This is a genomic window from Neglectibacter sp. CSJ-5 (assembly GCF_032490475.1).
Taxonomy (GTDB): domain Bacteria; phylum Bacillota; class Clostridia; order Oscillospirales; family Acutalibacteraceae; genus Hominenteromicrobium; species Hominenteromicrobium mulieris.
In genome coordinates, this window is record NZ_JAVYJC010000006.1 from 100,944 (window position 1) to 124,706 (window position 23,763).

Below are 23,763 nucleotides of genomic sequence, written 5' to 3' on the forward strand. Positions count from 1 at the left end.
TAAAATACCGTTTGGGCGGGCTGTCAGTCCGTCCAAGAAATCAGGACATTTCCTCTGAAAAGAAGAAATGTCCTTTTTTGTACCCAAAATCAGATGCCAACAGGAGGAACACAATGCCTGAAAAAACAGCGCAAAAAGAACCGGGCAAAAAGCCCTCGACATCCAAAAAACTGAAACCGCCGCAGGAGGTTGTCATCCAAATCACGCTCTCCGAGCTGCACCCGTTCCCGGATCATCCCTTTCAGGTGCGAGAGGATGCGTCCATGCAGGAAACCGCCGAAAGCGTCAAGGAGTACGGCGTCCTCGTCCCCGCGCTGGCGCGGCCACGGGAGGACGGCGGCTATGAGCTGATCGCAGGCCACCGACGCAAACACGCCTGCGAGCTGGCAGGACTGGCCACCATGCCGGTTATTGTCCGTGACATTGACCGGGACGCTGCCACCATCATCATGGTGGACAGCAACCTTCAGCGTGAGAACATTCTCCCCTCCGAACGCGCCAAAGCCTACAAGATGAAGATGGAGGCCATCAAGCGGCAGGGCGCACGAACGGATCTGACTTCGCCGAAAATTTCGGCGAAGTTCCGCAGCGATGATGAAGTTGGTCAGGATGCCGGTGTGAGTGGAGATACCATCCGCAACTACATCGCCCTGACGCAGTTAGTCCCGGAGCTTCAGCAGATGGTGGACGAGAAGAAAATCGCCCTCAGTCCCGCTTATCAGATCGCGGCGCTGACTCCCAAAGAGCAGGGCTTGCTTTTGGAAACCATCGACAGCGAACAGGCCACCCCCTCGCTCTCGCAGGCACAGCGGATGAAAAAGCTCAGTCAGAGCGGTGAGCTGAACGAGGACACCATGCTCTCCATTATGATGGAGCAGAAGAAACCTGAGAAAAACGACATTACCCTTTCCGGTGAAAAGCTCCGCAAATACTTCCCGCGTTCCTATACCCCGTTCCAGATCGAGAACACCATCTTCAAATTACTGGACGCATGGCAGAAAAAGCGCCAGCGCGACCAGAGCCGTTGAGCGGACAAGCAGTTTGTTTGTCCGCTATTTTCATGCCAAAAGGAGGACGCCATGTATATCAACACGTTCAAATATACCCCCAAAGATGTGAGCTGCCAGCTCTGTACCGAGTATGTGAAAAAGCTGGGCTGTACCGCCCTGCGCTGCCCGTGGCTGGCCGAGCGTATCGAGGCCGGTGTGGTCGGCTACCGCGAGGCCGTCATGGAAACATTCCCCCGCGACCGCCGCCTGTCCTCGCGCCTGAACCTGCTGATCAAGCACTATCCCGGAAGCCTTTGGAGCAACGAGCAGCATGAGCGCCGAATGCAGTATCAATGTGCCGTGCAGGGCTATCGCCGCCGCAGAGACACCAACGCCTACTATGCGGCCATGTACCTGCTGACCTCCAACGACGATATTTACCGCCGCACGGCAAATTGCTTCTGCAAGGACGGGATCGAGTTCGGCTATGCGGTGCTGAAAAACACCTCGCCGCACAACTACGCGCTGTTCATGGCGGCGCGCGACCTCTGCGACAAGACGGAGGCGGTCACGATGGCGGACTTAGCAGAACCGGAGGTGATTGACCCGGAGGCGCTGCGCCTGATCGTCAACGCCACTCTGATCGCCCGCTATGGGCTTGCCGCCTTTCAGATCAGAGCGCGAGGTGCCGAATATGAACGCTGATGATTTTGTCGGCGGGCACAGCATCCTTGCGCTGGAGCGCTTTATGGACGAAACCCGCCACATGATTATTTTTGATGTCCTGTCATGGAAATCTCCTGTGGGTGAAAAGGGCGAACGGCTGAGGTTGTTCCTCTCCGACGTGGGATATGCCAAGGCGCAGGCATCCGAGAGGCGCGGAGAAATCAAAATCCGCAAACACGCCGCCGTCATTGAGGGGCATATCCTCCCTGACCGGAAAAAGCGGCGTCACTAAAGTGATTGGAGGAATTACCATGAGCAGAGTAACAGAGCTGGAAAAAGCGCTGACCACGCTGTTCCGCAAGGGTACGGAGGTCGGCTACACGGAAACGGAGATCGACGAGTTTCTGGAAAACATCGACTATCACGCCCTGCTGCAAGCCGTTTGGAACAAGGCTGAGACGGTCTATGCCTACCGCGCAGACGGCAAAAATGCGCTGAGTCTGGACTATCGCAGCGCGGAGCTGTTCAAGCAGCGAGCGACACTTCTCTATGAGGACGTGGGCGACAGCTATATCGGCGCGGTGTTTGCCGCCCGGTCGATGGAGCTGTGGCTGCTGGAGGATATGGGCTTTGCCGTCGTTGCCAAATTCAGCGTGAACGCCGGAGAAGGCGAATACGTCACCGAGTATCGCGTCTACAAAGGCAGCGATTGGGCAGACAGCGAGATTTCTCTGGATTTGGAGGACTTGGTGGCCGAGCTTGCCGCCCTGTGCGATCCCTACTACGAACACGAGCAGCCCATCTATGAGCTGTGATGTGGGAAAGGAGTGAAAACGGAGCGGCTTCCCCATGCGGGAAACCATTCAGAACGCAAACGGCAAGCAGTTTCACGCCGTCAGCCTGTCCGGTGGCAAGGACAGTACCGCCATGCTGCTTTTGATGATCGAACGGGATATGCCCATCGACATGGTGCTGTCAGCGGACACCGGCATGGAGTTCCCGGAAATGTATGAACACCTTGCCAAACTGGACGAGCATCTTTTCCGGGAGCGCGGCATCCATATCACCACGCTGCGGCATCCCAAGGGCTTTGAATACCTGATGTTCGACGAACCCAAGCAGAAACCCCGCAGTCTGGGAAACCGCGCAAAGCTGGGCATCCCGCCCTACGGCAACGGCTGGCCGGGAATCCGTGTCCGCTGGTGTACCGGGCAGCTCAAAACGCACCTTATCACCAAGGAGGTCAACCGGCTCAAAGGCGAGCTGGGCGCGATTCACTATGTCGGCATCGCCGCCGATGAAGCGTGGCGCTGCAAGAATGAGCGGTATCCCCTCGTGGAATGGGGCATCACGGAGGCGCAGGCGCTCCAAGCCTGTTACGACCGTGGCTTTGACTTCGGCGGACTGTATGAGATTTACCACCGTGCGTCCTGCTGGTGCTGCCCGTTCCAGCGTATCGACGAGCTGCGGAAGCTGCGAAAGCATCACCCGGAGCTGTGGGAAAAGCTGCTGGAGCTGGATCGCCGTGCGCTGGCGCAGTTCGGCACCGGCCCGCTGGGACAGTTCAAGCAGAACTGGAGCGTAAAGCGGCTGGATACGCGGTTTGCCGAGGAGGACGGCCAAACAGGTTGACTGCCCTGCGGAAAGGATTGAAGCAATATGGCTGTATTTCGCGTTGAACGGACGCGGGATTACACGGTGATGTGCAACCATCACCTGAAAGACAGCAATCTTTCCCTGAAAGCCAAGGGGCTGCTCTCCATGATGCTCTCCCTCCCCGACGAGTGGAATTACACCACGCGGGGGCTGGCTGCGATCTGCAAGGAGGGCGTGGACGCCATCGGGAAAACGCTCAAGGAGCTGGAGCTGGCGGGCTACATCATCCGCCGTCAGCTTCGCGGCAAGGACGGGCGCATTTCCGACACGGAGTACACCATCTTCGAGAAGCCCCGAAAGCCCTCTCCACCGGATACGACTTTACCAGATACGGAAAACCCGTATCTGGATAACCCGGATACGGAGGCACCGGATACGGATAATCCCGCGCAATTAAATACTAAGAAATCTAATACTCAAAAATCAAATACTGATCGATCAAGCACTCATTCATTCTTTCTGCCTGCGGCGGACGGAATGACGGACGGATTTGAGAAAAAAGCGGAGATCAGAGAGCAAATCGAATACGACATTCTCTGTCAGCAGTATGACCGGATGCAGCTTGATGAGCTGGTGGAGATCATGCTGGAGGTCGCTATGAACCGCAGCCCCACGGTCAAGATCGGGCGGGATGCGGAGTATCCCACCGGCTTCGTCCAACAGCGCTTTGAAAAGATCACCTCCATGCACGTCGAAAAGGTCATGGACGGTATCCGCGAGAACACCACCCGCGTTTGGAATACGAAAGCCTATCTCATGGCGGCGCTGTTCAATTCCGTTTCCACCATCGACAACCACTACGCCATGCTGGTCAATCACGATTTTCACGGCGGCCCCTAAAGGCCGTCATTTTTCATGCCCGATTCCGGGAGAAAGGATTTGATACCGATGAAACGCCCCCTTGCCTACATCACCGCTCCGTGGAGCGAGAACGAGTTTGAGAACACCGAAAATGCCGCCAAGTATTGCAGGGCGGTCTATGACGCGGGCTTTTCGCCCGTCTGCCCCACGCTGTTTCTGCCGCTGTTCCTACGCGATGAGATTCCGCAGGAGCACAAGGACTGCATCGACATGGCGCGGGAGTATCTGCGCCGCGCTCGTGTGCTGGTGGTTTGCGGCGGCACCGTGAATGAAAGCGTGAAAAACGACATCGCCGTGGCCGAGCGCCTGCGGATCACCGCCACCACGCTGGACGGCATCCTGACCGTCAAGGGACAGGGGCGCAGAAATGAATGAGCATCTTCTGCACCGGCTGGTGGTACCGCCTTAGTGTCCCGGCGTTCTCCCTGCAAATCGGAGGAAAGGAGCGTGATAAGTCATGCAGGAAGAAGTTGAACAGAGAATCGTATCCCTGATGATCTCCTGCGGAAAGCTGGGCGAACAGGAATTTCGCAAAGCCGTTGCCAAGCTGCTGGAGCAGCTGAAAAACGACCGCCAGAAGCATCAGTACAGCAAGGCCAATCCCCACGGGAAAATGACCGTCAAGCAGCTTGCCGCCAAGGATAAGGGATTGCAGAGCATTGAAGTCACCGATCAGAATATCGGCTCATTCAACCGGATTGCCCGGAAGTATGGCATTGACTTCGCTCCATTCAAGGTCAAGGGTGAAAAGCGATACATGGTGTTCTTCAAAGCGCCGGACGCCGACGCCATGACCGCCGCGTTCAAGGAATATACCGCCAAGCAGGTCAGAAAGGCGGAACGCCCCTCGGTACTGGAAAAGCTGCAACACTTCAAGTCGCTCATTCAGGCGGCTGTGGTGGACAGAACCAAGCGGAAGGAGCTGGAACGATGAAGCAAGTCAACGTCAAAAAGCTCATTCTTCCCAATATTCCGTATGTGTCCATCGCACTGCTGGCCACCAAGGTCAGCGAGGCGGTGCGGCTGGCTCCCGGTTCGGACGCTTCCGCGAAGCTGCTGAACATTATGACCGGTCTGAACACGGCGTTTCACTCCCTTGTCCCCAGCTTTCATCCCATTGACCTGTGCGTGGGCGTTGCCGCCGCCATCGCTATTCGGCTGGCGGTCTATATCAAGGGCAAAAATGCCAAGAAATTCCGCAAAAATCTGGAGTACGGCAGCGCCCGCTGGGGAACCGCCGAGGACATCAAGCCCTACGTCGATCCCGCGTTTGAGAACAACATCATTCTCACGCAGACGGAGCGGCTGACGATGAACAGCCGCCCCAAAGACCCAAAAACGGCGCGGAACAAAAATGTCCTAATCGTCGGCGGCAGCGGTTCGGGCAAGACCCGCTTTTGGTTGAAGCCCAATCTGCTCCAATGCACATCAAAAACCTATCCCACCAGCTTCGTTGTCACCGATCCCAAAGGGGACATCGTGGTTTCCTGCGGCCATGTTCTGCAAAAGAATGGGTATCAGATCAAGATACTCAATTCCCTGAACTTCAAGAAGTCCATGCACTATAATCCGTTCGCCTACATCCACTCGGAAAAGGACATTTTGAAGCTGGTCACGACGCTGATCGCCAACACCAAGGGTGAGGGCAAGGCCGGGGACGATTTCTGGCAGAAAGCAGAAACGCTGCTCTATACCGCCCTTATCGGGTACATCCACTATGAAGCGCCGGTGGAGGAACAGAACTTCTCCACGCTCATTGAGTTTATCAATGCGATGGAGGTGCGCGAGGACGATGAGGACTTCAAAAATCCGGTAGACTTGATGTTCGAGGAGCTGAAAAAGCGGAAGCCAGACCACTTCGCCGTCCGCCAATATGCCAAATTCAAGCTAAGTGCCGGCAAGACCGCGAAAAGCATACTTATTTCCTGCGGCGCACGGCTTGCTCCCTTTGACATTCAGGAGCTGCGGGAATTGACGGCCTATGACGAGCTGCAACTGGACACGCTGGGCGACCGGAAAACCGCCCTGTTCATCATCATGTCCGACACGGATGATACCTTTAACTTTCTCATTTCCATGTGCTATACCCAGCTTTTCAATCTGCTTTGCGAAAAGGCAGATGATGTGTACGGCGGACGCTTGCCGGTTCATGTCCGCTGCCTGATCGACGAGGCCGCGAATATCGGGCAGATACCGCGACTTGAAAAGCTGGTTGCGACGATCCGTTCCAGAGAAATCTCCTGCTGCCTTGTCTTGCAGGCACAGAGCCAGCTTAAAGCCCTGTATAAAGACAGCGCGGATACGATCATCGGCAACATGGACTGTTCCATCTTTTTGGGTGGAAAGGAACCCGGTACGCTGAAAGAGCTGGCGGCGGCGCTGGGCAAGGAAACCATCGACAGCTATAACACCGGCGAGAGCCGTGGCCGCGAGGTTTCCCATTCGCTGAACTATCAGAAATTGGGCAAGGAGCTGATGAGCGTAGATGAGCTTGCCGTGCTGGATGGCGGCAAGTGCATCTTGCAGCTTCGCGGCGTCCGCCCGTTTCTGTCCAACAAATATGATCTCACCAAGCATCCCCTCTACCGCTACACAGCGGATTATGACAAGAAATACGCCTTTGACATAGAGCGTTTTCTGTCCCATCGCCTCAAGCTCAAGCCGGATGATGCAGTTGAGGTGTATCAGGCAGACCTTTCCGGTGAACCTGTCGCCTGACGGCGGCAGTCTAATTTGACAACGACTCGATGAAACTTCGTGGAAGAAATGTACCCTCCAAAATCTAAAACATATTTTTCGGAGGTACTATTTATGGCTTTCTTTAATTCTGCTGTTGGTGTTCTTCAGACCCTCGTTGTGGCGCTGGGCGCTGGCCTCGGCATTTGGGGTGCGATCAATCTGCTGGAGGGCTACGGCAACGACAACCGTGCGATGCGTTCCTGACTGAAAAGGTCAGGCACAGGTCGAAGGACGAATGAAGTCCAAAACCTAGGAGAACTGATATTTCGATGGATGAAATGAGGGGGGTAACGCCCCGAAGCGTCCACACTAATACTCCGACTGGCATAGGTGCGCAACCGCCGATTGTCAGAAGCTCGGTGAAGTCGGCAGAGAGATGCCGTAGTTTTGGCTGCAAGGCTGAAATCGAAAGCTGTCCAGAGGTGGATAGCGCATCCTATATGCCGGGTGTCAGCCGCACATGGTTAGTATGTATGGAAATACTGACGAACTTCTGAATGTACAAGTCTAAACGTTGATACCATCGAAACGGTGGTACTCCTTATACGGAGGTATTCGTGGACAAGTAAAAATGGTTGTTATGAAAGTCCATGTGCCGTTACAGGCGGCACGATTCGTAAAGAATTGAATACAGGCTTAGAGGAAGAACCTAAATGCGGCCCATGATAGAAATATCGGAACGCAGGAAGCTGAAAACATTTAGCCTGTTGCAAGGCTGCGAGATGGTGGATGGGAATACCTTCGTGAGAAGGCAATAACCATTCTTTGTTTCAGTGAAAGTAGTGGCGTAGTACCTATGAAGCCGTGAAAAAGTAAACGGTGGAGGAAAGGCCACAAGTCGAATTTGGCAAAAGAAGCACACACAAAGTGTCGCAAGCCCTGTATGACCAAATTCGATGGAACGCCGTGTGCGGTGAAAGCTGCACGCACGGTGTGGAGCCGGGGAAAAGCTGGAGATCATATCAAATGCTTACCTATGGCTATCTGGTGCTAAATCTCAGGGCATGAAGCAGCTGATGGCCGGTGGCGGGGTGGCTTTGATTGGCATTACCCTCGTGCCGCTGCTGTCCGGTCTGTTCGGCTAATCAGGCAGCTCGTTTGCTTCCCATAAATCCACGGAGGGTGCCGCTTTCTGGCGGCATCCTCCCGAAAGGAGGGCAACCCTATGGATTTCTTATGGGATAAGATCACGGAATGGCTGAAAGAAATGCTCATCGGCGGTATCGTGAGCAATCTGTCCGGGATGTTCGATGCGACCAATCAAAAGGTTGCCGAGATCTCCGGTCAGGTGGGCTTATCGCCGCAGGCATGGAATGGCAGCATTTTCAGCATGATACAAAACCTGTCGGAAACCGTGATCGTCCCCATCGCAGGCGCAATTCTCGCCTTTGTGATGACGCTGGAGCTGATCCAGCTCATTACCGACAAAAATAACCTCAACGACATGGACACATGGATATTCTTCAAGTGGGCGTTCAAGTCCGCTGCCGCTGTCCTGATCGTAACAAACACATGGACGATTGTGATGGGCGTGTTCGATGCCGCCCAAAGCGTCGTTGCCAGCGCCTCCGGGCTGATTATCGGCGACACCAGCATCAACATTTCAAGCGTCATGGTGGGCATTGAGGATCGGCTGATGGAAATGGAACTGGGGCCGCTCTTCGGCCTATGGTTCCAGTCGCTGTTTGTTGGCATTACCATGTGGGCGCTGACCATCTGCATTTTCATTATCACATTCGGAAGAATGATTGAAATATATCTCGTCACCTCTGTTGCCCCAATTCCGATGGCGACCATGATGGGCAAGGAATGGGGCGGCATGGGGCAGAACTACATCCGCTCCCTGCTGGCACTGGGCTTCCAAGCGTTTTTGATTATCGTCTGCGTTGCCATTTACGCGGTTTTGGTGCAGAACATCGCGCTTGTAGATGACATCATCTACGCCATCTGGACTTGCATGGGCTACACGGTGCTGCTGTGCTTCTGCCTGTTCAAAACCAGCAGCCTTGCCAAGTCTGTGTTCAATGCACATTAACGGGGGTGATACTATGCTGACGCTCACGCCCGTTACCCTTGCAACAGCGAACGCTTTTGTTAATGCGCATCACCGGCACCACAAGGCAACTGCTGGGCATAAGTTTTCCATCGGCTGTGCCAAGGATGGAGAGCTTGTTGGCGTTGCAATCGTAGGCCGTCCGGTAAGCCGGTATCTGGATGATGGCTGGACATTGGAAGTCAATCGTCTTTGTACCACCGGCGAGAGAAACGCTTGCAGTATTCTCTATGCCGCATCTGCGCGGGCGGCAAAGGCAATGGGATACCGCAAGATCATCACCTATACGCTGGATAGCGAGAATGGCAGCAGCCTCCGCGCCGCTGGCTGGAGCTGTGCAGGCATGGCAGGCGGCAAATGCTGGACAGGCAGCCGCAAGCCCGCCTCCGCTTTGTACCCGGCGCAGATGAAACTTCGATATGAAAAGCTCTTGTAAAGGGGGATTTCTATGGCCTATGTCAACGTCCCAAAGGACTTAACCAAAGTTAAGACCAAGGTATTATTCAACCTCACGAAACGGCAGCTTATCTGCTTTGGAAGCGGCGCGCTCATCGGCGTACCGCTTTTCTTCTTGCTCAAGGGCAGCATCGGCACCAGCCCCGCCGCCATGGTAATGATGGTGGTGATGATCCCGGCTATGCTGTTCGCCATGTATGAAAAAAACGGTCAGCCGTTGGAGGTCGTCATCCGCAACATCTACCGCGTGTGCTTCCAGAGGCCGAAGCAGCGCCCGTATAAGACCAACAATTTTTATGCCGTTCTGGAGCGGCAAAACCAGTTAGACCGGGAGGTGTATCAAATTGTCCGAAAAGAAAAAGCTGACCCGCGCCGAACGAAAACAGATCGAAGCCGCCATCGCAAGAGCGAACCGAACGGATAAGAAGGAAAAATCGGCGCAGGACAGCATCCCGTATCAGCGTATGTGGCCGGACGGCATCTGTCGTGTGACCGATACGCGCTACACCAAAACGATCCAATATCAGGACATCAACTACCAGCTTTCGCAGAACGAGGACAAGACCGCCATCTTTGAGGCGTGGTGCGATTTCCTGAACTACTTTGACAGCTCCGTGCAGTTTCAGCTTTCCTTTGTGAACCTCTCGGCTTCGCAGGAAACCTTTGCACGGAGCATTTCCATTCCGCCCTGCGGGGATGAATTTGACGGCATCCGCGCCGAGTACGCCGGTATGCTGCAAAATCAGCTTGCCCGCGGCAACAACGGCCTCATTAAGACCAAGTATCTCACTTTCGGCATTGAAGCCGACAACCTCCGCGCGGCAAAGCCCCGTCTGGAGCGCATCGAAACCGATCTTCTGAACAACTTCAAGCGGCTGGGCGTTGTGGCTGCGCCGCTGAACGGCTTTGAGCGCCTGCACATCATGCACGACATTCTGCGGATGGACGAGCAGGAGCCGTTCCGCTTTTCGTGGGACTGGCTGGCTCCCTCCGGGCTGTCCACCAAGGACTTTATCGCGCCCAGCTCCTTTGAGTTCAAGACCGGCAGGATGTTCCGCATGGGCAAAAAGCTGGGCGCGGTCAGCTTCGTGCAGATTCTGGCACCAGAGCTGAATGACCGGATGCTGGCGGACTTTCTGGATATGGAGAGCAGCGTCCTCGTCAATCTCCATGTGCAGTCTGTGGATCAGGTCAACGCCATCAAGACCGTCAAGCGCAAGATCACCGATCTCGACAAATCCAAAATCGAAGAACAGAAAAAAGCCGTCCGCGCCGGGTACGATATGGACATCATTCCAAGCGACCTTGCTACCTACGGCGCAGAGGCCAAAAAGCTGTTGCAGGATTTGCAGTCCCGCAACGAGCGAATGTTCCTGCTGACCTTCCTCATTCTCAACACGGCGGACACACCCCGGCAGCTCGACAACAACATCTTCCAGACCTCCAGCATTGCGCAGAAGTATAACTGTGCGCTGACCCGGCTGGACTTTCAGCAGGAGGAAGGACTGATGAGCAGTCTCCCGCTGGGGCTGAATCAGATCGAGATTCAGCGGGGCTTGACCACCTCCAGCGTAGCGATCTTCGTCCCCTTCACTACGCAGGAGCTGTTCCAGAACGGTTCGGAGGCGCTGTACTACGGCATCAACGCCCTTTCCAACAACCTCATCATGGTAGACCGGAAGCTGCTGAAAAATCCCAACGGTCTGATTTTAGGCACTCCCGGCAGCGGCAAGTCGTTTTCGGCAAAACGTGAGATTACCAATGCGTTTCTCATCTGCCCCAAGGATGACATCATCATCTGTGACCCGGAGGGCGAAGTGCGACACGAAGTCGCGTAATGTATTGTGTATAAACACTGCTCTATCCATTTGGAGTAACCCTACTGTGACCTGCACTGGTCAAAAGCCGGCGTTGGGAAGCTCACAGGACAATATGGGAAATCTGCCAGCCTAAAGCGGATGTACTGTTAGGGTAAAGAATGCTATGTCGAACGTAATGTGAATCATCGTAAGGATCGTTACAGGGAATAGGTGAAATAAGGCTGATACACCTACACCAAAAGGTGTTGGAGGTGGCCGAGGGGCCTTTCGCTACCCCGAAGCAAATGGACACAAATCCTCCCGGTTCAAAGATGGCGGCTAAGGCATTCGAGAATTATGCATTACGTGGAACGTGGAAAACCCTATGCGTTCCTTGAACAAAGGTATCGACCTCGCAAGAGGAAGAAATGGCGCAGAGGGTATGAGATGGAATAAAAAGCGAAAGGTTCACTGTAACGGTGAGCATAGGGGTTCAAAATTTGCCCTGACCTGAAAGGGTGCTGACTTATTCCGGGTATTTCATGGCAAGATTGGAGGTATTCCTGTGAACGATAAGTATTCAACGACGGAAGGTAAAACTTCTGAGAAGCTGTCGGACGAAGCTATGTTGAGTGCCCAATGGAAAAATATTGACTGGCATAAGGCAGAGCAGGAAGTCAACAGGCTACAAATCAGGATTGTCAAGGCAACTCAGCAAAAAGACTACAACGCAGTAAAACGACTTCAGTATCTTCTGACACATTCCTTTTACGCCAAAGCACTGGCTGTCAAGCGTGTCGTTACCAACGATGGGCGCAAGACTCCCGGTGTGGATGGTGTTCTCTGGAACACCCCGGCGAAGAAAATGAAAGCGGTTCTATCGCTGACAGATAAAGGGTATCGTGCGCGTCCTCTCCGCAGAGTGTATATCGAAAAGAAGGACAAGAAGAAAAAGCGTCCATTGGGCATTCCTACAATGTATGACCGTGCAATGCAGGCTCTCTATGCTTTGGCACTGGAGCCGGTGGCGGAAACAACAGCAGATGGGAAATCCTTTGGTTTCCGAAAAGGAAGATGCGCACAGGATGCCTGCGAATATCTGTTCAATGCACTGTCGCGCAAGCACATTTCTCCGAAGTGGGTTTTGGAGGGTGACATCAAAGGTTGCTTCGACCATATCAGCCATGATTGGCTTCTGGCGAACATCCCCATGGACAAGAACATTTTGAAGCAGTTCTTAAAGGCGGGATTTATCTATCAGCGCGAACTCTTTCCTACCGAGGAAGGAACTCCGCAAGGTGGTATTATCTCCCCCATTCTGGCGAACATGACGCTGGATGGTATCGAGAAGAAGCTGGTCGAACGCTTTCACACGAACGCGCTCGGTAAGGTCGATTCAAGATTTAAGAATGCCCACAAAGTAAACTTCGTCCGCTATGCAGACGATTTTGTGGTCACAGCGGCAACACCTGAACTGGCTCTTGAAGCAAAGGAGCTGATTCGAGAGTTTCTCGCTGAACGCGGATTGGAACTTTCTGATGAAAAGACCGTTGTCACCAACATTGACGATGGTTTCGACTTCCTCGGCTGGAACTTCAGAAAGTATAACGAAAAGCTGATTATCAAGCCTTCCCAAAAGGCGGTTAAGGCTATCGTTTCCAATATCTCTGACACGATTCTCCGCAGAGGAAAAGCGTGGCAGCAAGATGTTCTGATTATGAAGTTGAATGAACAAATTCGAGGTTGGACTAATTACCACCAGTCCGTATGCGCAAGTGATGCGTTCGCGCATCTGGACTATGTCCTGTACGAACTGCTGTGGCGATGGGCTAAAAGACGGCACCCAAAGAAGAACAAGTGGTGGATTTCCACGAGATACTGGCATCGTGTCGGTAATCGGAACTGGGTGTTCTCTACGGAAAACAAGGAGCTGATACGGGTGGACAGCACAGCCATTGTGCGACATACCAAGATAAAAGCTACTGCAAATCCGTTCCTCGATGAGGCGTATTTCCAAAAAAGGAAATTCGATAAAGGAATGCACCGGCTGACTGGAAAATTCAAGATGATTTGGAAAAACCAGAACGGACTGTGCTACCACTGCGGAATGCCGATGGATGTAACGGAAGAAAGAGAAATCTTCTACCTTGCACCAAAGGCAAAGGCTGGCATGGAAGATGTTCGCAATATGCGCTACGTTCATTGCACCTGTCAGCGTATTTATGCTGAGAACCGCTTGAAGAAGTGATGAAATGCTTGAGCCGTATGACGGGAAACTGTCACGTACGGTTCTTAGGCGGGAAGGCGGTGGTAACACCGCTGACCCAGCCGATTATACGCCGCTGGTGGAGCGTTTGCACGGTCAGGTCATTAAGCTGTCGCCCACCGGCAAGGGCTACGACGGTTCGCCCTGCTATATCAATCCGATGGACTTGAATCTGGATTACAGCGACGATGATAACCCGCTGAGCCTGAAATCCGACTTCATTCTGTCGCTGTGCGAGTTGATTGTCGGCGGCAAGGACGGGCTTGCCCCTGTGGAAAAGACCATCATCGACCGCTGCGTTCGCATCGTCTACCGGGACTACCTCAATGACCCGAAACCGGAGAATATGCCGCTGCTGGAGGACTTGTATAACGCCCTCCGTGCGCAGGATGAAAAGGAAGCGCAGTACATCGCCACCGCTTTGGAAATCTACGTCACCGGCTCGCTGAATGTGTTCAACCATCACACAAACGTGGATGTGAACAGCCGCATTGTCTGCTACGACATCAAGGAGCTGGGCAAGCAGCTCAAAAAAATCGGGATGCTGGTGGTGCAGGATCAGGTCTGGAACCGTGTGACCATCAACCGCGCCGCCCATAAAACGACCCGCTACTATCTTGACGAGTTCCATCTTCTTTTGAAGGAGGAACAGACGGCTTCGTACAGTGTCGAAATCTGGAAGCGCTATCGCAAATGGGGCGGCATCCCCACCGGGATCACGCAAAACGTCAAAGACCTGTTATCCAGCCGGGAGGTTGAGAACATTTTTGAGAACAGCGATTTTATCTACATGCTCAATCAGGCTGCTGGCGACCGGCAGATTCTTGCAAAGCAGCTCAATATTTCGCCGCATCAGCTCTCCTATGTGACTCACTCCGGTGAGGGCGAGGGGCTGCTGTTCTACGGCAACACGATCCTGCCCTTCATTGACCACTTCCCGAAGGACACCGAGCTGTACCGCGTCATGACCACCAAACCGCAAGAGGTGGCGTCGGCATGAAAAGAGAACCGCGTTTGCAGTTTTCCGACGCCGATCTCGTCGAGCCGAAGCTGGAAAAGCCCATCAAGCGGGTGAAAAAAGCAGAGGCCAAGGCGGATAAGGCGCAGGCCAAAATCCCCAAGAAAACCGTGGTCAAAAAGGAGCGCGGCTTTGATCCTGCCACCGGCAAGGTCAAAACGCAGCTCCGGTTTGAGGAAGTGGATAAGAAAAAGCCACCCTCCAAGCTGACCCATGCCGTGCAGGATGCCCCCGCCAACCTTGTTCTCTCTCAGGTTCACCGGGAGGTGCGGCAGAGCGAGGATGACAATGTAGGCGTAGAGGCCGCGCACAAGGTAGAGCAAGCCGTGGAGAGCGGCGGGCGGCTGGTGCAGTCTGCCCACCGCGCCCATCAGCTCAAGCCTTATCGTGCTGCCATCCGTGCAGAGAAAAAGCTGGAACGAGCCAATCTTGACGCGCTCCAGAAGAAAGCGGAGATCGACAGCCCCACCAGCAATCCCGTTTCCAAATGGCAGCAGAAGCAGGCAATTAAGAAGCAGTATGCCGCTGCCAAGCACAATCAGGCGGCGCAGACTACGGCAAAGGCGGCAGAGAATACCGCCAAGGCCGCGAAAAAAGCCGCTGAAAAGGCTGAGAAAGCGGGCAAATATGTGTGGGAACACCGGCGCGGCTTTGCCATTGCCGCCGCGATTCTGCTGATGCTGGCGTTTTTGCTCAACGGCCTGTCCTCCTGCTCGGTGATAATGGATGGCGTCGGCTCCGGGATCGCGGCCAGTACCTATCCGTCGCAGGACGCCGATATGCTGGGTGCGGAAGCGCAGTATTGCGCGATGGAAGCAGAGCTTCAGCGCTACCTCGACACCTACGAAAGCACCCATGACTACGATGAGTACCACTTTGATCTGGACACCATCGAGCATGACCCCTATGTACTCATTTCCATAATTACGGCGCTGCATCAAGGGGAATGGACGCTGGATGAGGTGCAGGGTACGCTCCAGATGCTCTTTGACCGCCAGTACATTTTGACCGAGGATGTGGTGGTGGAAACCCGCTACCGCACAGAAACCGACACATGGACGGACGCGGACGGCAACACCCATACGGACACCTATCAGGTGCCGTATGACTACTACATCTGCACGGTCACGCTGGAAAACTTCAATCTCTCCCATGTTCCCGTTTACATTATGAGCGAAGAACAGCTCGGAATGTACGCCACCTATATGGCCACCCTCGGCAACCGTCCCGACCTGTTCCCCGGTTCAGGCTACATCGGCAAGTATGTGGAAGGCAGCTATACCGACTACGACATTCCCCCGGAGGCGCTGGACGATGAGGTATTCGCCGCCATCATCAAGGAAGCGGAAAAGTATCTCGGCTACCCCTACATTTGGGGCGGCAGCAGCCCCTCTACCTCATTTGACTGTTCGGGCTTCGTCAGTTGGGTCATCAATCATTCCGGTTGGGATGTGGGCAGGCTGGGAGCGCAGGGGCTTTGCAACATCTGCACGCCTGTATCCTCTGCCAACGTCAAACCGGGTGATCTGGTGTTTTTCACCGGAACGTATGATACCCCCGGTGTCAGCCATGTGGGTATCTATGTTGGCAACAATATGATGATCCACTGCGGAGATCCGATCTCTTATGCAAACTTAAATTCAAACTATTGGCAGTCCCATTTCTACCGCTATGGGCGCTTGCCGTAAAGGAGAGTGAACGATATGAACCCGAAAATTATGAAGCTCCGTGGGGAGCTGGAGAAGAACAAAGGCAAAATCTCCGATCTGCAAGGCCGCAACCGCGAGCTGGAAAAGCAGATTCGTGAGTTGGAGGACACCGACATCATCGGCATGGTGCGCGAGAACGGCATGACGATGGAGCAGTTTGCCGAGCTGTTCCGCCGTATGCAGGCCGCGCCTGCACCGGCCACTTCGGAAAAGGAGGCGTTGAACCATGACTAAGAACACACCACACATTTTTATCAGTCTGCTGTTGATGCTCCTGTGCATCGGGATTCTCCCCGTTACCGCCTTTGCCAGCGGCGGCGACTATCCCGATGATACGCTGCCTGCCGCCGAAAGCAGCGCCGCAGACACGCAGGAAACAAAACAGATCGGCACGGTCACGACCAACGGCGGCAGCCTGAATGTCCGCACCGGCGCGGGACTGGACAATACCGCGTTTACGCAGCTTCCCAATGGCACGGTGGTCGATGTGATCGGCAGGGACGGCGATTGGGTAAAAATCCTGCTGCCCGCCCGTGCGGGCTATGTGTACGGCAGCTATCTGACCGTCACCGACACCGCCGACAGTACCGTGAGTATCGGCGGCATTACGCTTCCGTTTGATGAAAAAGAGCTGGCCGACCTCTGGCAGCTTCTTCTCGGCAGCATGACGGGCGGCAGCGACGCGCTGACACCGGACGGCAATCTGACGCTGATCGACGATATTGGCTCCAGCACCAAGGCAGGAAAACAGTTCATTACGCTGGAAAGCAAGAATGGTAACGTATTTTACATGATTATTGACCGTGACGATGAGGGCGAAGAAACCGTCCATTTCTTGAATCAGGTGGATGAGGCTGACCTGATGGCGCTGACCGGCGAGGAAGAAACGCCCGCCACTTGCTCCTGCACCACAAAATGCGTGGCCGGTGCGGTCAATACATCCTGCCCCGTCTGCGCGGTCAACATGACCGAGTGTGCGGGCAAGGAGGCAAAACCAGAAGTCTCCACCGAGCCGACAGAACCCGCCGCCGAGGAACCGGAGAAAAAGAGCGGCGTGGGCGGCATCCTCGTCGTCCTGCTGATTGTCGCGCTGGGCGGCGGTGCAGCGTTCTACATCTTCAAGCAGAAAAAGGCCAAGCCGCAGACCAAGGGCAGCGCCGATCTGGACGATTATGATTACGGTGAGGACGAATATGAGTTTGAGCCGTATGAGGGCGAACCGGAACAAGATACTACGGAGGATACAGACGCATGAGATATTTCACCAATAACCCGCTGGAACGCCTGATGATGCAGAAGCCGAAAGCAGCGCGGGAGGACAGCCCTCCCGCCGCTGCCAAGGAACACTTCTGCTACGGCTGCAAGCGCTTCGGACAGAGCTGCGTTCGCCCCTGCTACCGTGACGTAAAGAGAATGGAGGCTGCGCCATGCGCCTTGTGATCGCCGAAAAACCCTCCGTGGCGCAGAGCATCGCCGCCGTGCTGGGCGCAAAGTCGCGGCATGACGGGTATCTGGAGGGTGGCGGGTACATTGTGTCGTGGTGCTTTGGGCATCTGGCAGAGCTGGCCGACGCCGCCGTTTACAATGCCGATGATGCCAAATGGACGCTGGCGGCGCTGCCCATCATCCCCGCCTCGTTCCGCTTCATCGTCCGTGCGGACAAGCAGAAGCAGTTTGACATTCTGCGGGAGCTGATGCGCCGGGAGGATGTGACCGAAGTGGTCAACGCCTGCGACGCTGGGCGCGAGGGTGAGCTGATTTTCCGCACGGTTTACTGCCTTGCGGGATGCTCCAAGCCGATTCTGCGGCTTTGGATTTCTTCCATGGAGGATGATGCCATCCGCAGCGGCTTCCAGCAGCTTAAGTCTGGGTGCGACTATGACGGCCTGCATCAATCTGCCCTGTGCCGCGCCAGGGCTGATTGGCTGGTTGGTATCAACGCCACGCGGTATTTTTCCCTGACGTATGGACACACATTGAACATCGGGCGCGTCATGTCGCCCACGCTGGCGCTGCTGGTACAGCGTGAGGCGGAGATCTCCGCATTTGTGGCAGAGCCGTTCTACACCGTCCAGCTTGATTGCGGCTTTCCCGCCGCGACAGACCGAATGAAAGACAGAAAGGATGCCGATGCCATCGCCAACGCCTGCAAGGGAAAGACAGTAACCGTCAAAAGCGTGGAGCGCAAGGAAAAGTCTGAGAAAGCGCCCGCGCTCTACGATTTGACCTCCCTCCAGCGCGACGCCAACCGCGTTCTCGGCTACACCTCTCAGCAGACCCTCGACTATCTCCAAGCGCTCTATGAAAAGAAGCTCTGTACCTACCCACGCACCGACAGCCGCTATCTGACCGACGATATGGAGGGCAGCGTCCCCGGCCTTGTCGCCGCCGCTGCCGCTGCCTGCGGCGTGGAGAAGCCGCCGACCATCTGCGCCAAGCAGGTGTGCAGCAGCAAAAAAGTCACCGATCACCACGCTATCGTCCCCACCATCAGCGCAGAAAAGGTAGATATGGCCTCTCTGCCGCTGGGCGAACGCGAGGTGCTGAAGCTGGCGGCAAGGGGCTTGCTTCGTGCGGTGGATGAACCACATCGCTACGCAGAAACGGTCATTACGGTGGACTGCGCCGGTCAGAGCTTCACCGCCAAGGGCAAAACCGTCCTTGCTCCCGGCTGGAAGCGCTATGAGCAGGAGCAGGCAGAGGCAGCGCCCGCGCTGCCGGTGGTAACGGAGAATCAGACGCTTTCCGTATCTGCCGCATCGGTCAAGACCGGAAAAACCACGCCGCCCAAGCATTTCACCGAGGATACGCTGCTGGCGGCGATGGAGAACGCGGGCAAGGAGGATATGCCAGATGATGCCGAGCGCAAGGGCATCGGAACCCCGGCGACCCGTTCCGGTATCATTGAAAAGCTGGTGTCCTCCGGTTTTGTGGAGCGCAGGAAGTCCAAAAAGATCACAAATCTGCTGCCCACCTCCACCGGCACGGCGCTTATCACCGTTCTGCCTGAACAGCTCCAGTCTCCGCAGCTCACCGCTGAATGGGAGCACCGCCTGAAAGAGATCGAGCGCGGCGAAATCGCCTCGGACAGCTTTATGGACGGGATCGCCGCCATGCTGAATGAGCTGGTGCAGACCTACAAACCCATCCCCGGTGTGGAAGTCCTGTTCCCCTCCGGGCGCGAGGTGGTCGGCAAGTGTCCACGCTGCGGGGCCGAGGTAACGGAATCGCAGAAGGGTTTTTTCTGTGAGAATCGTTCTTGCGCATTTGTCCTTTGGAAAAACAGCCGATTCTTCGCCGCCAAGAAAAAGGCGCTGACGAAATCTCTTGCCGCTGCGCTTTTGAAAAATGGCCGCGCCCCGCTGAAAGGCTGCTACTCCGAAAAGACCGGGAAAACCTATGATGCCAGCGTTCTTCTGGAGGACGATGGGCAGCGCGCGGGCTATAAGCTGGTGTTCGACAATGGCTGATGCGCCGCGTATGGATCACAAGCAGCTCCGCCGCGCCAAGAAGCTCATTCGGAAGCTCTGCTGTAATTACGATCACGGCAACTGCCTTGCTCTGGATGATGGAGAGCCTTGCGCCTGCGTACAGGGTATTTCCTACTCGCTGCTGTGCAGCTGGTTCCGAAATGCGGTGCTTCCCGCCGACCATGAGCTGCTGGCCGACGTGATGCGGGAAAGGCCGGGGAAGCGCTGCGCCGTCTGCGGTAAGCCGGTCTATTCTTCCTCCAATCGCGCCAAATATTGCCCCGCCTGCGCCAAGCAGGAGCGCCGAAAGCAGGACGCCAAACGAAAGCGTGAACAATACTGGAACCTCCGCAAATAGAGGGCGTAAAAGCCCCGTGCCGCAAGGCTTTTTCCATGCGGAATCACAAGGGGCTGCGTCATTCTATCCGCAAGCTCAAAAACAACGTCTATCTGCGGAGAATCGCCCCTGTGCAGGATGTGTTTTCTTCTGCGCAGGGGCGCTATTTTTTCTGAAAGGAGATCATCATGGCTGAAAAACAAACCAGCAAAGACCGGATGCGGGAGATCGTTGACAGCATCGAAAACGGCATCAAGGAGCTGTTCGAGAGCGATAAGTACCGGCAGTATCTCTCCACCATGAGCCGCTTTCACCGCTACTCGGTCAACAACACCATGCTCATCTATATGCAGCGCCCCGACGCCACCCATGTGGCGGGCTTCAACAAGTGGCGCGATCAGTTCGGCAGGAACGTCCTGAAAGGCGAAAAAGGTATCCGCATCATCGCTCCTACTCCCTATAAGAAAAAGGTCGAGGAAATCAAGACCGACCCCGAAACCAACGCGCCGATACTGGATGCAGACGGCAAGGCCATCATTGAGGAAAAGGAAATCCGTATCCCTATGTTCAAGGTGGTGTCCGTCTTTGATGTGTCACAGACTGCGGGAAAGCCCTTGCCCCAGCTTGCCGCCGATCTGAGCGGCAATGTGCAGCAGTATGAGGTTTTCATGGAGGCGCTGCGCCGCGCTTCTCCCGTTCCGATGGAGATAAAGCCCGTTGCGCGGGATACGGACGGCTTTTTCAGCATTAAGGCGCAGAGCATCACCATCCGCGCCGGTATGAGTGAGGTGCAGACAGTATGCGCCGCCGTCCACGAGATCGCCCACGCCAAGCTCCACGACTATGAACACATGACGGAGCTTGCGGACGATGGTGAGACGATCCTTGTCCCCGGTGAAAAGAGCCGCAACACCGAGGAGGTCGAGGCCGAAAGCATCTCCTATGCGGTCTGCCAGTATTACGGCATTGAAACGGGCGAAAACAGCTTCGGCTATATCGCCACATGGTCAAAGGGCAAGGAGTTGAAAGAACTTCGCACCAGTCTGGAAACCATCAACAAGACTGCCTCCGAGCTGATTACGGACATTGACCGGCACTTTGCGGAGATTTGCAAGGAGCGCGGCATAGACCGGGAGAATTTGGCCGCTGCGGAGCAGCCAAGCGTGGAAGCGCCAGAGGCGGAAAAGCTCTACATGGTGGACAACGACAAATACATTCACGTTCAGCGCAGCGACACAGGCATTGATTACACCATCTATGACGCCGGTTCCGCAAAAGTGTTGGATGGCGGCGTACTCGACGGCACCGAACAGCAACTGCCCACAGCGGCTCTTGAAATTTGCAAGCTCCACAACATTGGCGGTGCTGCGCCGATCCGCCTTGCGTCGCTGGAGCTGTTGAAAGACTTGCAGGAGGCAAACGAGCTGCCCCTCGGTGCTGGGGAACAGATCACCGGCGCAGTCGCTGTTCCCACCGATGCGGCAGATAATATGCTCCCGGAGCTGGAGCAGGCCGTCCCGATGCCTGACCCCACGCTGACGGTGGACGATATGCGCAGCTATGGGTATCTGGACGGCGATATGCTCCCGCTTTCCAAGGATCGGGCGATGGAGCTGCTGGAACATGACATCACGGTTTATATGCTCTATCCCGACGACGTCGAGGAAATGGTTTTTGAAGCCGAGGACATCATCAAGCATGACGGGATGTTCGGGATCACGCGACCGGATTGGGATGCGGTCAAAGGCCATATCCCGCCCCGCGATGTGGAGCAGCGCTTTTTGAACAGTCCCACCGATTCTATGGCGATCTACCAACTGCGCCGGGATGCGCCGGTGGAGCTGCGTTTTGCCAACCTCGGCAGTCTGGCCGCGCCGCCTGACCCGGCCAACTATGAAGCCGTCTATACCCGTGAGGTGTACCCGGACGATGATACCGGCAGAATCCTTGAAAACTTCTACTACATTTTCAACGACGAGCGCCCCGGCGATTTTGTGGGACACAGCCTCTCCGTCAGTGACATCGTTGCGCTGAAACAGGACGGCAAGGTATCCTATCACTACTGTGACAGCATGGGATTTCAGGAGCTGCCCGCCTTTCAGAAACCGGAGAATTACCTGAAAGCCGCCGAAATGTCGATGGAGGATGATTACGGCATGATCGACGGCATTATCAACAACGGCTCCAAACAGCCCACCGTTGCCGACCTTGAAGCACAGGTCAAGGCCGGTATGTCCATCTCCTTGATGGATTTGGCAGAGGCGGCACACCGGGAAAAGAAAAAGTCTGTGCTGGAGCAGCTCAAAAGCCAACCGGCCCAAGAACGTCCACACAAAACAGCGCCCAAAAAGAGCGCGGAAAAGGAGCTTTGATATGAACATCACCTTTGAAGAACGCCAGCTTATGAGCCTCTACAACACCGGCACCCGCACGGGCTTGATCGCCGCGCTGGTGGAAATGCGCGGCTACCTCGCCGCCGATGAAACGGAGCTGCGGGCGCTGACGGACAGCACCATCGCAAAGCTGCGCAGGATGAGCGACACGGAATATGACGCGCTTGACCTGTTCCCCGATTTTGAAAAGGAGGATATGGATGCCGAGTAAAGTACAGCTCTATGCGCAGATGGCAGACCGCACGGCGGAGCAGATCACAGGCAGCTACCAGAAGTGGACGGCATTTCTGACCACCGCCGCAAGGCTGTATAAGTACCCCTACAACGAACAGCTCATGATCTTCGCCCAGCGCCCGGAAGCCACGGCCTGCGCGGAATACGACCTCTGGAATAAGCAGATGCGCCGCTATGTGCGACGAGGCAGCAAGGGCATCGCCCTTGTGGATACCAGCAGCGACCAACCCAAACTCCGATATGTATTTGATGTTTCCGACACCAGCGGCGGCGAGAACTCTCGCCGCCCTTATCTTTGGGAATACCGGCAGGAGCATCGTGAGGTGGTATCTGCGGCGCTGGAGCAGCGCTTCGACGTTTCCGGTGAAAGCGGGTTTGCCGATCAGTTGGAGCGTGTGGCGGCGCAGCTTGTAGATGAATACTGGCACGACAATCGGCGCGATATTGTCGGCATCGTTGACGGTTCCTTTTTGGAGGACTATGATGAGTTCAACATCGGAGCCGCTTTTCGGAACGCCGCCGTTGTCAGCACCACCTATGCGCTACTGTCCCGCTGTGGGATGCAGCCGGGAGAATACTTCGAGCATGAGGATTTTCTGAACGTCTTTGATTTCAACACCCCGCAGACCGTCGCCGCTCTTGGAACGGCCATCAGCCAGTCCAGCGAGCTGGTGTTGCGGCAGATCGAAGTCACCATCAAGAATTACGAGCGCGAGAAAATCGCGGAAAGGAGCGAAAGCCATGAGCGAACTGACCTACACCCGCAGCGGGGATTATCTGATTCCCGATCTGAGCCTGACCGAGCAGCCGCAAGCCCCGCTGGGCAAGTATGGCAGGATGCGGAAGGATTACCTGAAGGAGCATCGTCCGGTGCTGTGGAACAGCCTGCTGCTGTCCGAGAAGCTGTACCCCCATCTGCGGGAGATCGACGAGGCAGCGAACAACCGGCTGGAACAGATGATGCCGGAGCTGATGAAGTCGGCAGGCGTGACGGAAGCGCTGAAAGCCAGCGACCCGATGAAGTGGGTAGGGCTGATGAACACGCTGAAAGCGCAGGCCGAGGAAACGATCCTCACGGAGTTGGTGTTCAGCTAACCATGTTCGATGCCCCTGCTGG

Annotated in this window: 23 protein-coding genes and 6 pseudogenes; 28 read left to right on the plus strand and 1 reads right to left on the minus strand. The window is 55.3% G+C overall.

Annotation, left to right across the window (positions count from 1 at the left end):
• Positions 1–113 precede the first annotated feature (113 nt).
• The 27 genes and pseudogenes from R2K26_RS12400 to R2K26_RS12520 all read left to right on the plus strand — a co-directional run bounded on the left by R2K26_RS12400 (position 114) and on the right by R2K26_RS12520 (position 22,623).
• Entirely contained in the window at positions 114–1,028 is a 915-nt protein-coding gene (locus tag R2K26_RS12400; RefSeq protein WP_316521858.1) for a ParB/RepB/Spo0J family partition protein, read from the plus strand.
• A 51-nt stretch (positions 1,029–1,079) separates the two neighbouring features.
• Positions 1,080–1,694: a hypothetical protein gene (locus tag R2K26_RS12405; protein ID WP_205488139.1), complete on the plus strand. Its 615-nt coding sequence runs from the start codon at positions 1,080–1,082 to the stop codon at positions 1,692–1,694.
• Positions 1,684–1,947: a DUF5720 family protein gene (locus R2K26_RS12410; RefSeq protein ID WP_021633188.1), complete on the plus strand. Its 264-nt coding sequence runs from the start codon at positions 1,684–1,686 to the stop codon at positions 1,945–1,947. Before R2K26_RS12405 ends, R2K26_RS12410 begins: the two co-directional genes overlap by 11 nt.
• 19 nt (positions 1,948–1,966) lie before the next feature.
• Complete coding sequence (locus R2K26_RS12415) at positions 1,967–2,470, plus strand: hypothetical protein (protein WP_007883215.1); 504 nt, start codon at positions 1,967–1,969, stop codon at positions 2,468–2,470.
• A gap of 34 nt (positions 2,471–2,504) precedes the next feature.
• Positions 2,505–3,287: a phosphoadenosine phosphosulfate reductase family protein gene (locus tag R2K26_RS12420; RefSeq protein ID WP_316521877.1), complete on the plus strand. Its 783-nt coding sequence runs from the start codon at positions 2,505–2,507 to the stop codon at positions 3,285–3,287.
• A 27-nt stretch (positions 3,288–3,314) separates the two neighbouring features.
• A complete protein-coding gene (locus tag R2K26_RS12425) occupies positions 3,315–4,151 on the plus strand; it encodes a DUF6017 domain-containing protein (RefSeq protein ID WP_316521878.1) in 837 nt (278 codons plus the stop codon).
• 48 nt (positions 4,152–4,199) lie between these two features.
• Positions 4,200–4,547, plus strand: coding sequence for a hypothetical protein (locus R2K26_RS12430; protein WP_116705172.1), 348 nt, complete (start codon positions 4,200–4,202; stop codon positions 4,545–4,547).
• 82 nt (positions 4,548–4,629) lie between these two features.
• A complete protein-coding gene (locus tag R2K26_RS12435) occupies positions 4,630–5,106 on the plus strand; it encodes a PcfB family protein (RefSeq protein ID WP_118684023.1) in 477 nt (158 codons plus the stop codon).
• Positions 5,103–6,890: a VirD4-like conjugal transfer protein, CD1115 family gene (locus R2K26_RS12440; RefSeq protein WP_316521890.1), complete on the plus strand. Its 1,788-nt coding sequence runs from the start codon at positions 5,103–5,105 to the stop codon at positions 6,888–6,890. Before R2K26_RS12435 ends, R2K26_RS12440 begins: the two co-directional genes overlap by 4 nt.
• Positions 6,891–6,983: 93 nt before the next feature.
• Positions 6,984–7,112: pseudogene (locus tag R2K26_RS12445) on the plus strand (Maff2 family mobile element protein); the annotation flags it as partial.
• A 785-nt stretch (positions 7,113–7,897) separates the two neighbouring features.
• A pseudogene (locus tag R2K26_RS12450) lies at positions 7,898–7,996 on the plus strand (Maff2 family mobile element protein); the annotation flags it as partial.
• Between the two features lie 80 nt (positions 7,997–8,076).
• Complete coding sequence (locus R2K26_RS12455) at positions 8,077–8,946, plus strand: VirB6/TrbL-like conjugal transfer protein, CD1112 family (protein ID WP_021633196.1); 870 nt, start codon at positions 8,077–8,079, stop codon at positions 8,944–8,946.
• Positions 8,947–8,959: 13 nt separating this feature from the next.
• Positions 8,960–9,400, plus strand: a complete 441-nt coding sequence (locus tag R2K26_RS12460) for an XF1762 family protein (protein ID WP_118739823.1) — start codon at positions 8,960–8,962, stop codon at positions 9,398–9,400.
• 12 nt (positions 9,401–9,412) lie between these two features.
• Positions 9,413–9,844, plus strand: coding sequence for a PrgI family protein (locus R2K26_RS12465; RefSeq protein WP_007883202.1), 432 nt, complete (start codon positions 9,413–9,415; stop codon positions 9,842–9,844).
• Positions 9,765–11,237: pseudogene (locus tag R2K26_RS12470) on the plus strand (VirB4-like conjugal transfer ATPase, CD1110 family); the annotation flags it as partial. The gene R2K26_RS12465 and the pseudogene R2K26_RS12470, both read left to right, overlap by 80 nt.
• Before the next feature lie 547 nt (positions 11,238–11,784).
• A complete protein-coding gene (ltrA, locus tag R2K26_RS12475; RefSeq protein ID WP_117477556.1) occupies positions 11,785–13,467 on the plus strand; it encodes a group II intron reverse transcriptase/maturase in 1,683 nt (560 codons plus the stop codon).
• Positions 13,468–13,540: 73 nt separating this feature from the next.
• Positions 13,541–14,485 (plus strand): annotated as a pseudogene (locus tag R2K26_RS12480) (VirB4-like conjugal transfer ATPase, CD1110 family); the annotation flags it as partial.
• Entirely contained in the window at positions 14,482–16,191 is a 1,710-nt protein-coding gene (locus R2K26_RS12485; RefSeq protein ID WP_316521900.1) for a C40 family peptidase, read from the plus strand. The pseudogene R2K26_RS12480 and the gene R2K26_RS12485, both read left to right, overlap by 4 nt.
• A 15-nt stretch (positions 16,192–16,206) precedes the next feature.
• Positions 16,207–16,446 (plus strand): DUF4315 family protein, encoded by a 240-nt coding sequence (locus R2K26_RS12490; RefSeq protein ID WP_007883194.1) that lies wholly within the window; start codon positions 16,207–16,209, stop codon positions 16,444–16,446.
• Complete coding sequence (locus R2K26_RS12495; protein WP_185916425.1) at positions 16,439–17,467, plus strand: CD1107 family mobile element protein; 1,029 nt, start codon at positions 16,439–16,441, stop codon at positions 17,465–17,467. Before R2K26_RS12490 ends, R2K26_RS12495 begins: the two co-directional genes overlap by 8 nt.
• Positions 17,464–17,652, plus strand: a complete 189-nt coding sequence (locus R2K26_RS12500) for a hypothetical protein (RefSeq protein ID WP_118683642.1) — start codon at positions 17,464–17,466, stop codon at positions 17,650–17,652. Before R2K26_RS12495 ends, R2K26_RS12500 begins: the two co-directional genes overlap by 4 nt.
• Positions 17,640–19,682 (plus strand): DNA topoisomerase 3, encoded by a 2,043-nt coding sequence (locus tag R2K26_RS12505; protein ID WP_316521916.1) that lies wholly within the window; start codon positions 17,640–17,642, stop codon positions 19,680–19,682. The genes R2K26_RS12500 and R2K26_RS12505 overlap by 13 nt, the downstream gene beginning before the upstream one ends.
• A complete protein-coding gene (locus R2K26_RS12510) occupies positions 19,675–20,040 on the plus strand; it encodes a cysteine-rich VLP domain-containing protein (protein WP_257321551.1) in 366 nt (121 codons plus the stop codon). Before R2K26_RS12505 ends, R2K26_RS12510 begins: the two co-directional genes overlap by 8 nt.
• A gap of 164 nt (positions 20,041–20,204) precedes the next feature.
• Positions 20,205–21,647 (plus strand): annotated as a pseudogene (locus R2K26_RS12515) (LPD16 domain-containing protein); the annotation flags it as partial.
• 234 nt (positions 21,648–21,881) lie between these two features.
• A pseudogene (locus R2K26_RS15490) lies at positions 21,882–22,058 on the plus strand (YodL domain-containing protein); the annotation flags it as partial.
• A 99-nt stretch (positions 22,059–22,157) separates the two neighbouring features.
• Positions 22,158–22,391, plus strand: a complete 234-nt coding sequence (locus R2K26_RS15495; RefSeq protein WP_396897251.1) for a DUF4316 domain-containing protein — start codon at positions 22,158–22,160, stop codon at positions 22,389–22,391.
• Position 22,392: 1 nt separating this feature from the next.
• Complete coding sequence (locus tag R2K26_RS12520; protein WP_021633205.1) at positions 22,393–22,623, plus strand: transposon-transfer assisting family protein; 231 nt, start codon at positions 22,393–22,395, stop codon at positions 22,621–22,623.
• 565 nt (positions 22,624–23,188) lie between these two features.
• Here R2K26_RS12520 and R2K26_RS12525 read toward each other — a convergent pair.
• The gene (locus R2K26_RS12525) at positions 23,189–23,389 is read right to left on the minus strand and encodes a hypothetical protein (RefSeq protein ID WP_021633206.1); all 201 of its coding nucleotides are present in this window, start codon (positions 23,387–23,389) and stop codon (positions 23,189–23,191) included.
• On the opposite strand from R2K26_RS12525, the gene R2K26_RS12530 reads away from it, so the two are divergent.
• The gene (locus R2K26_RS12530) at positions 23,388–23,741 is read left to right on the plus strand and encodes a TnpV protein (RefSeq protein ID WP_021633207.1); all 354 of its coding nucleotides are present in this window, start codon (positions 23,388–23,390) and stop codon (positions 23,739–23,741) included. The genes R2K26_RS12525 and R2K26_RS12530 overlap by 2 nt on opposite strands.
• The last annotated feature ends 22 nt before the right edge of the window (positions 23,742–23,763 follow it).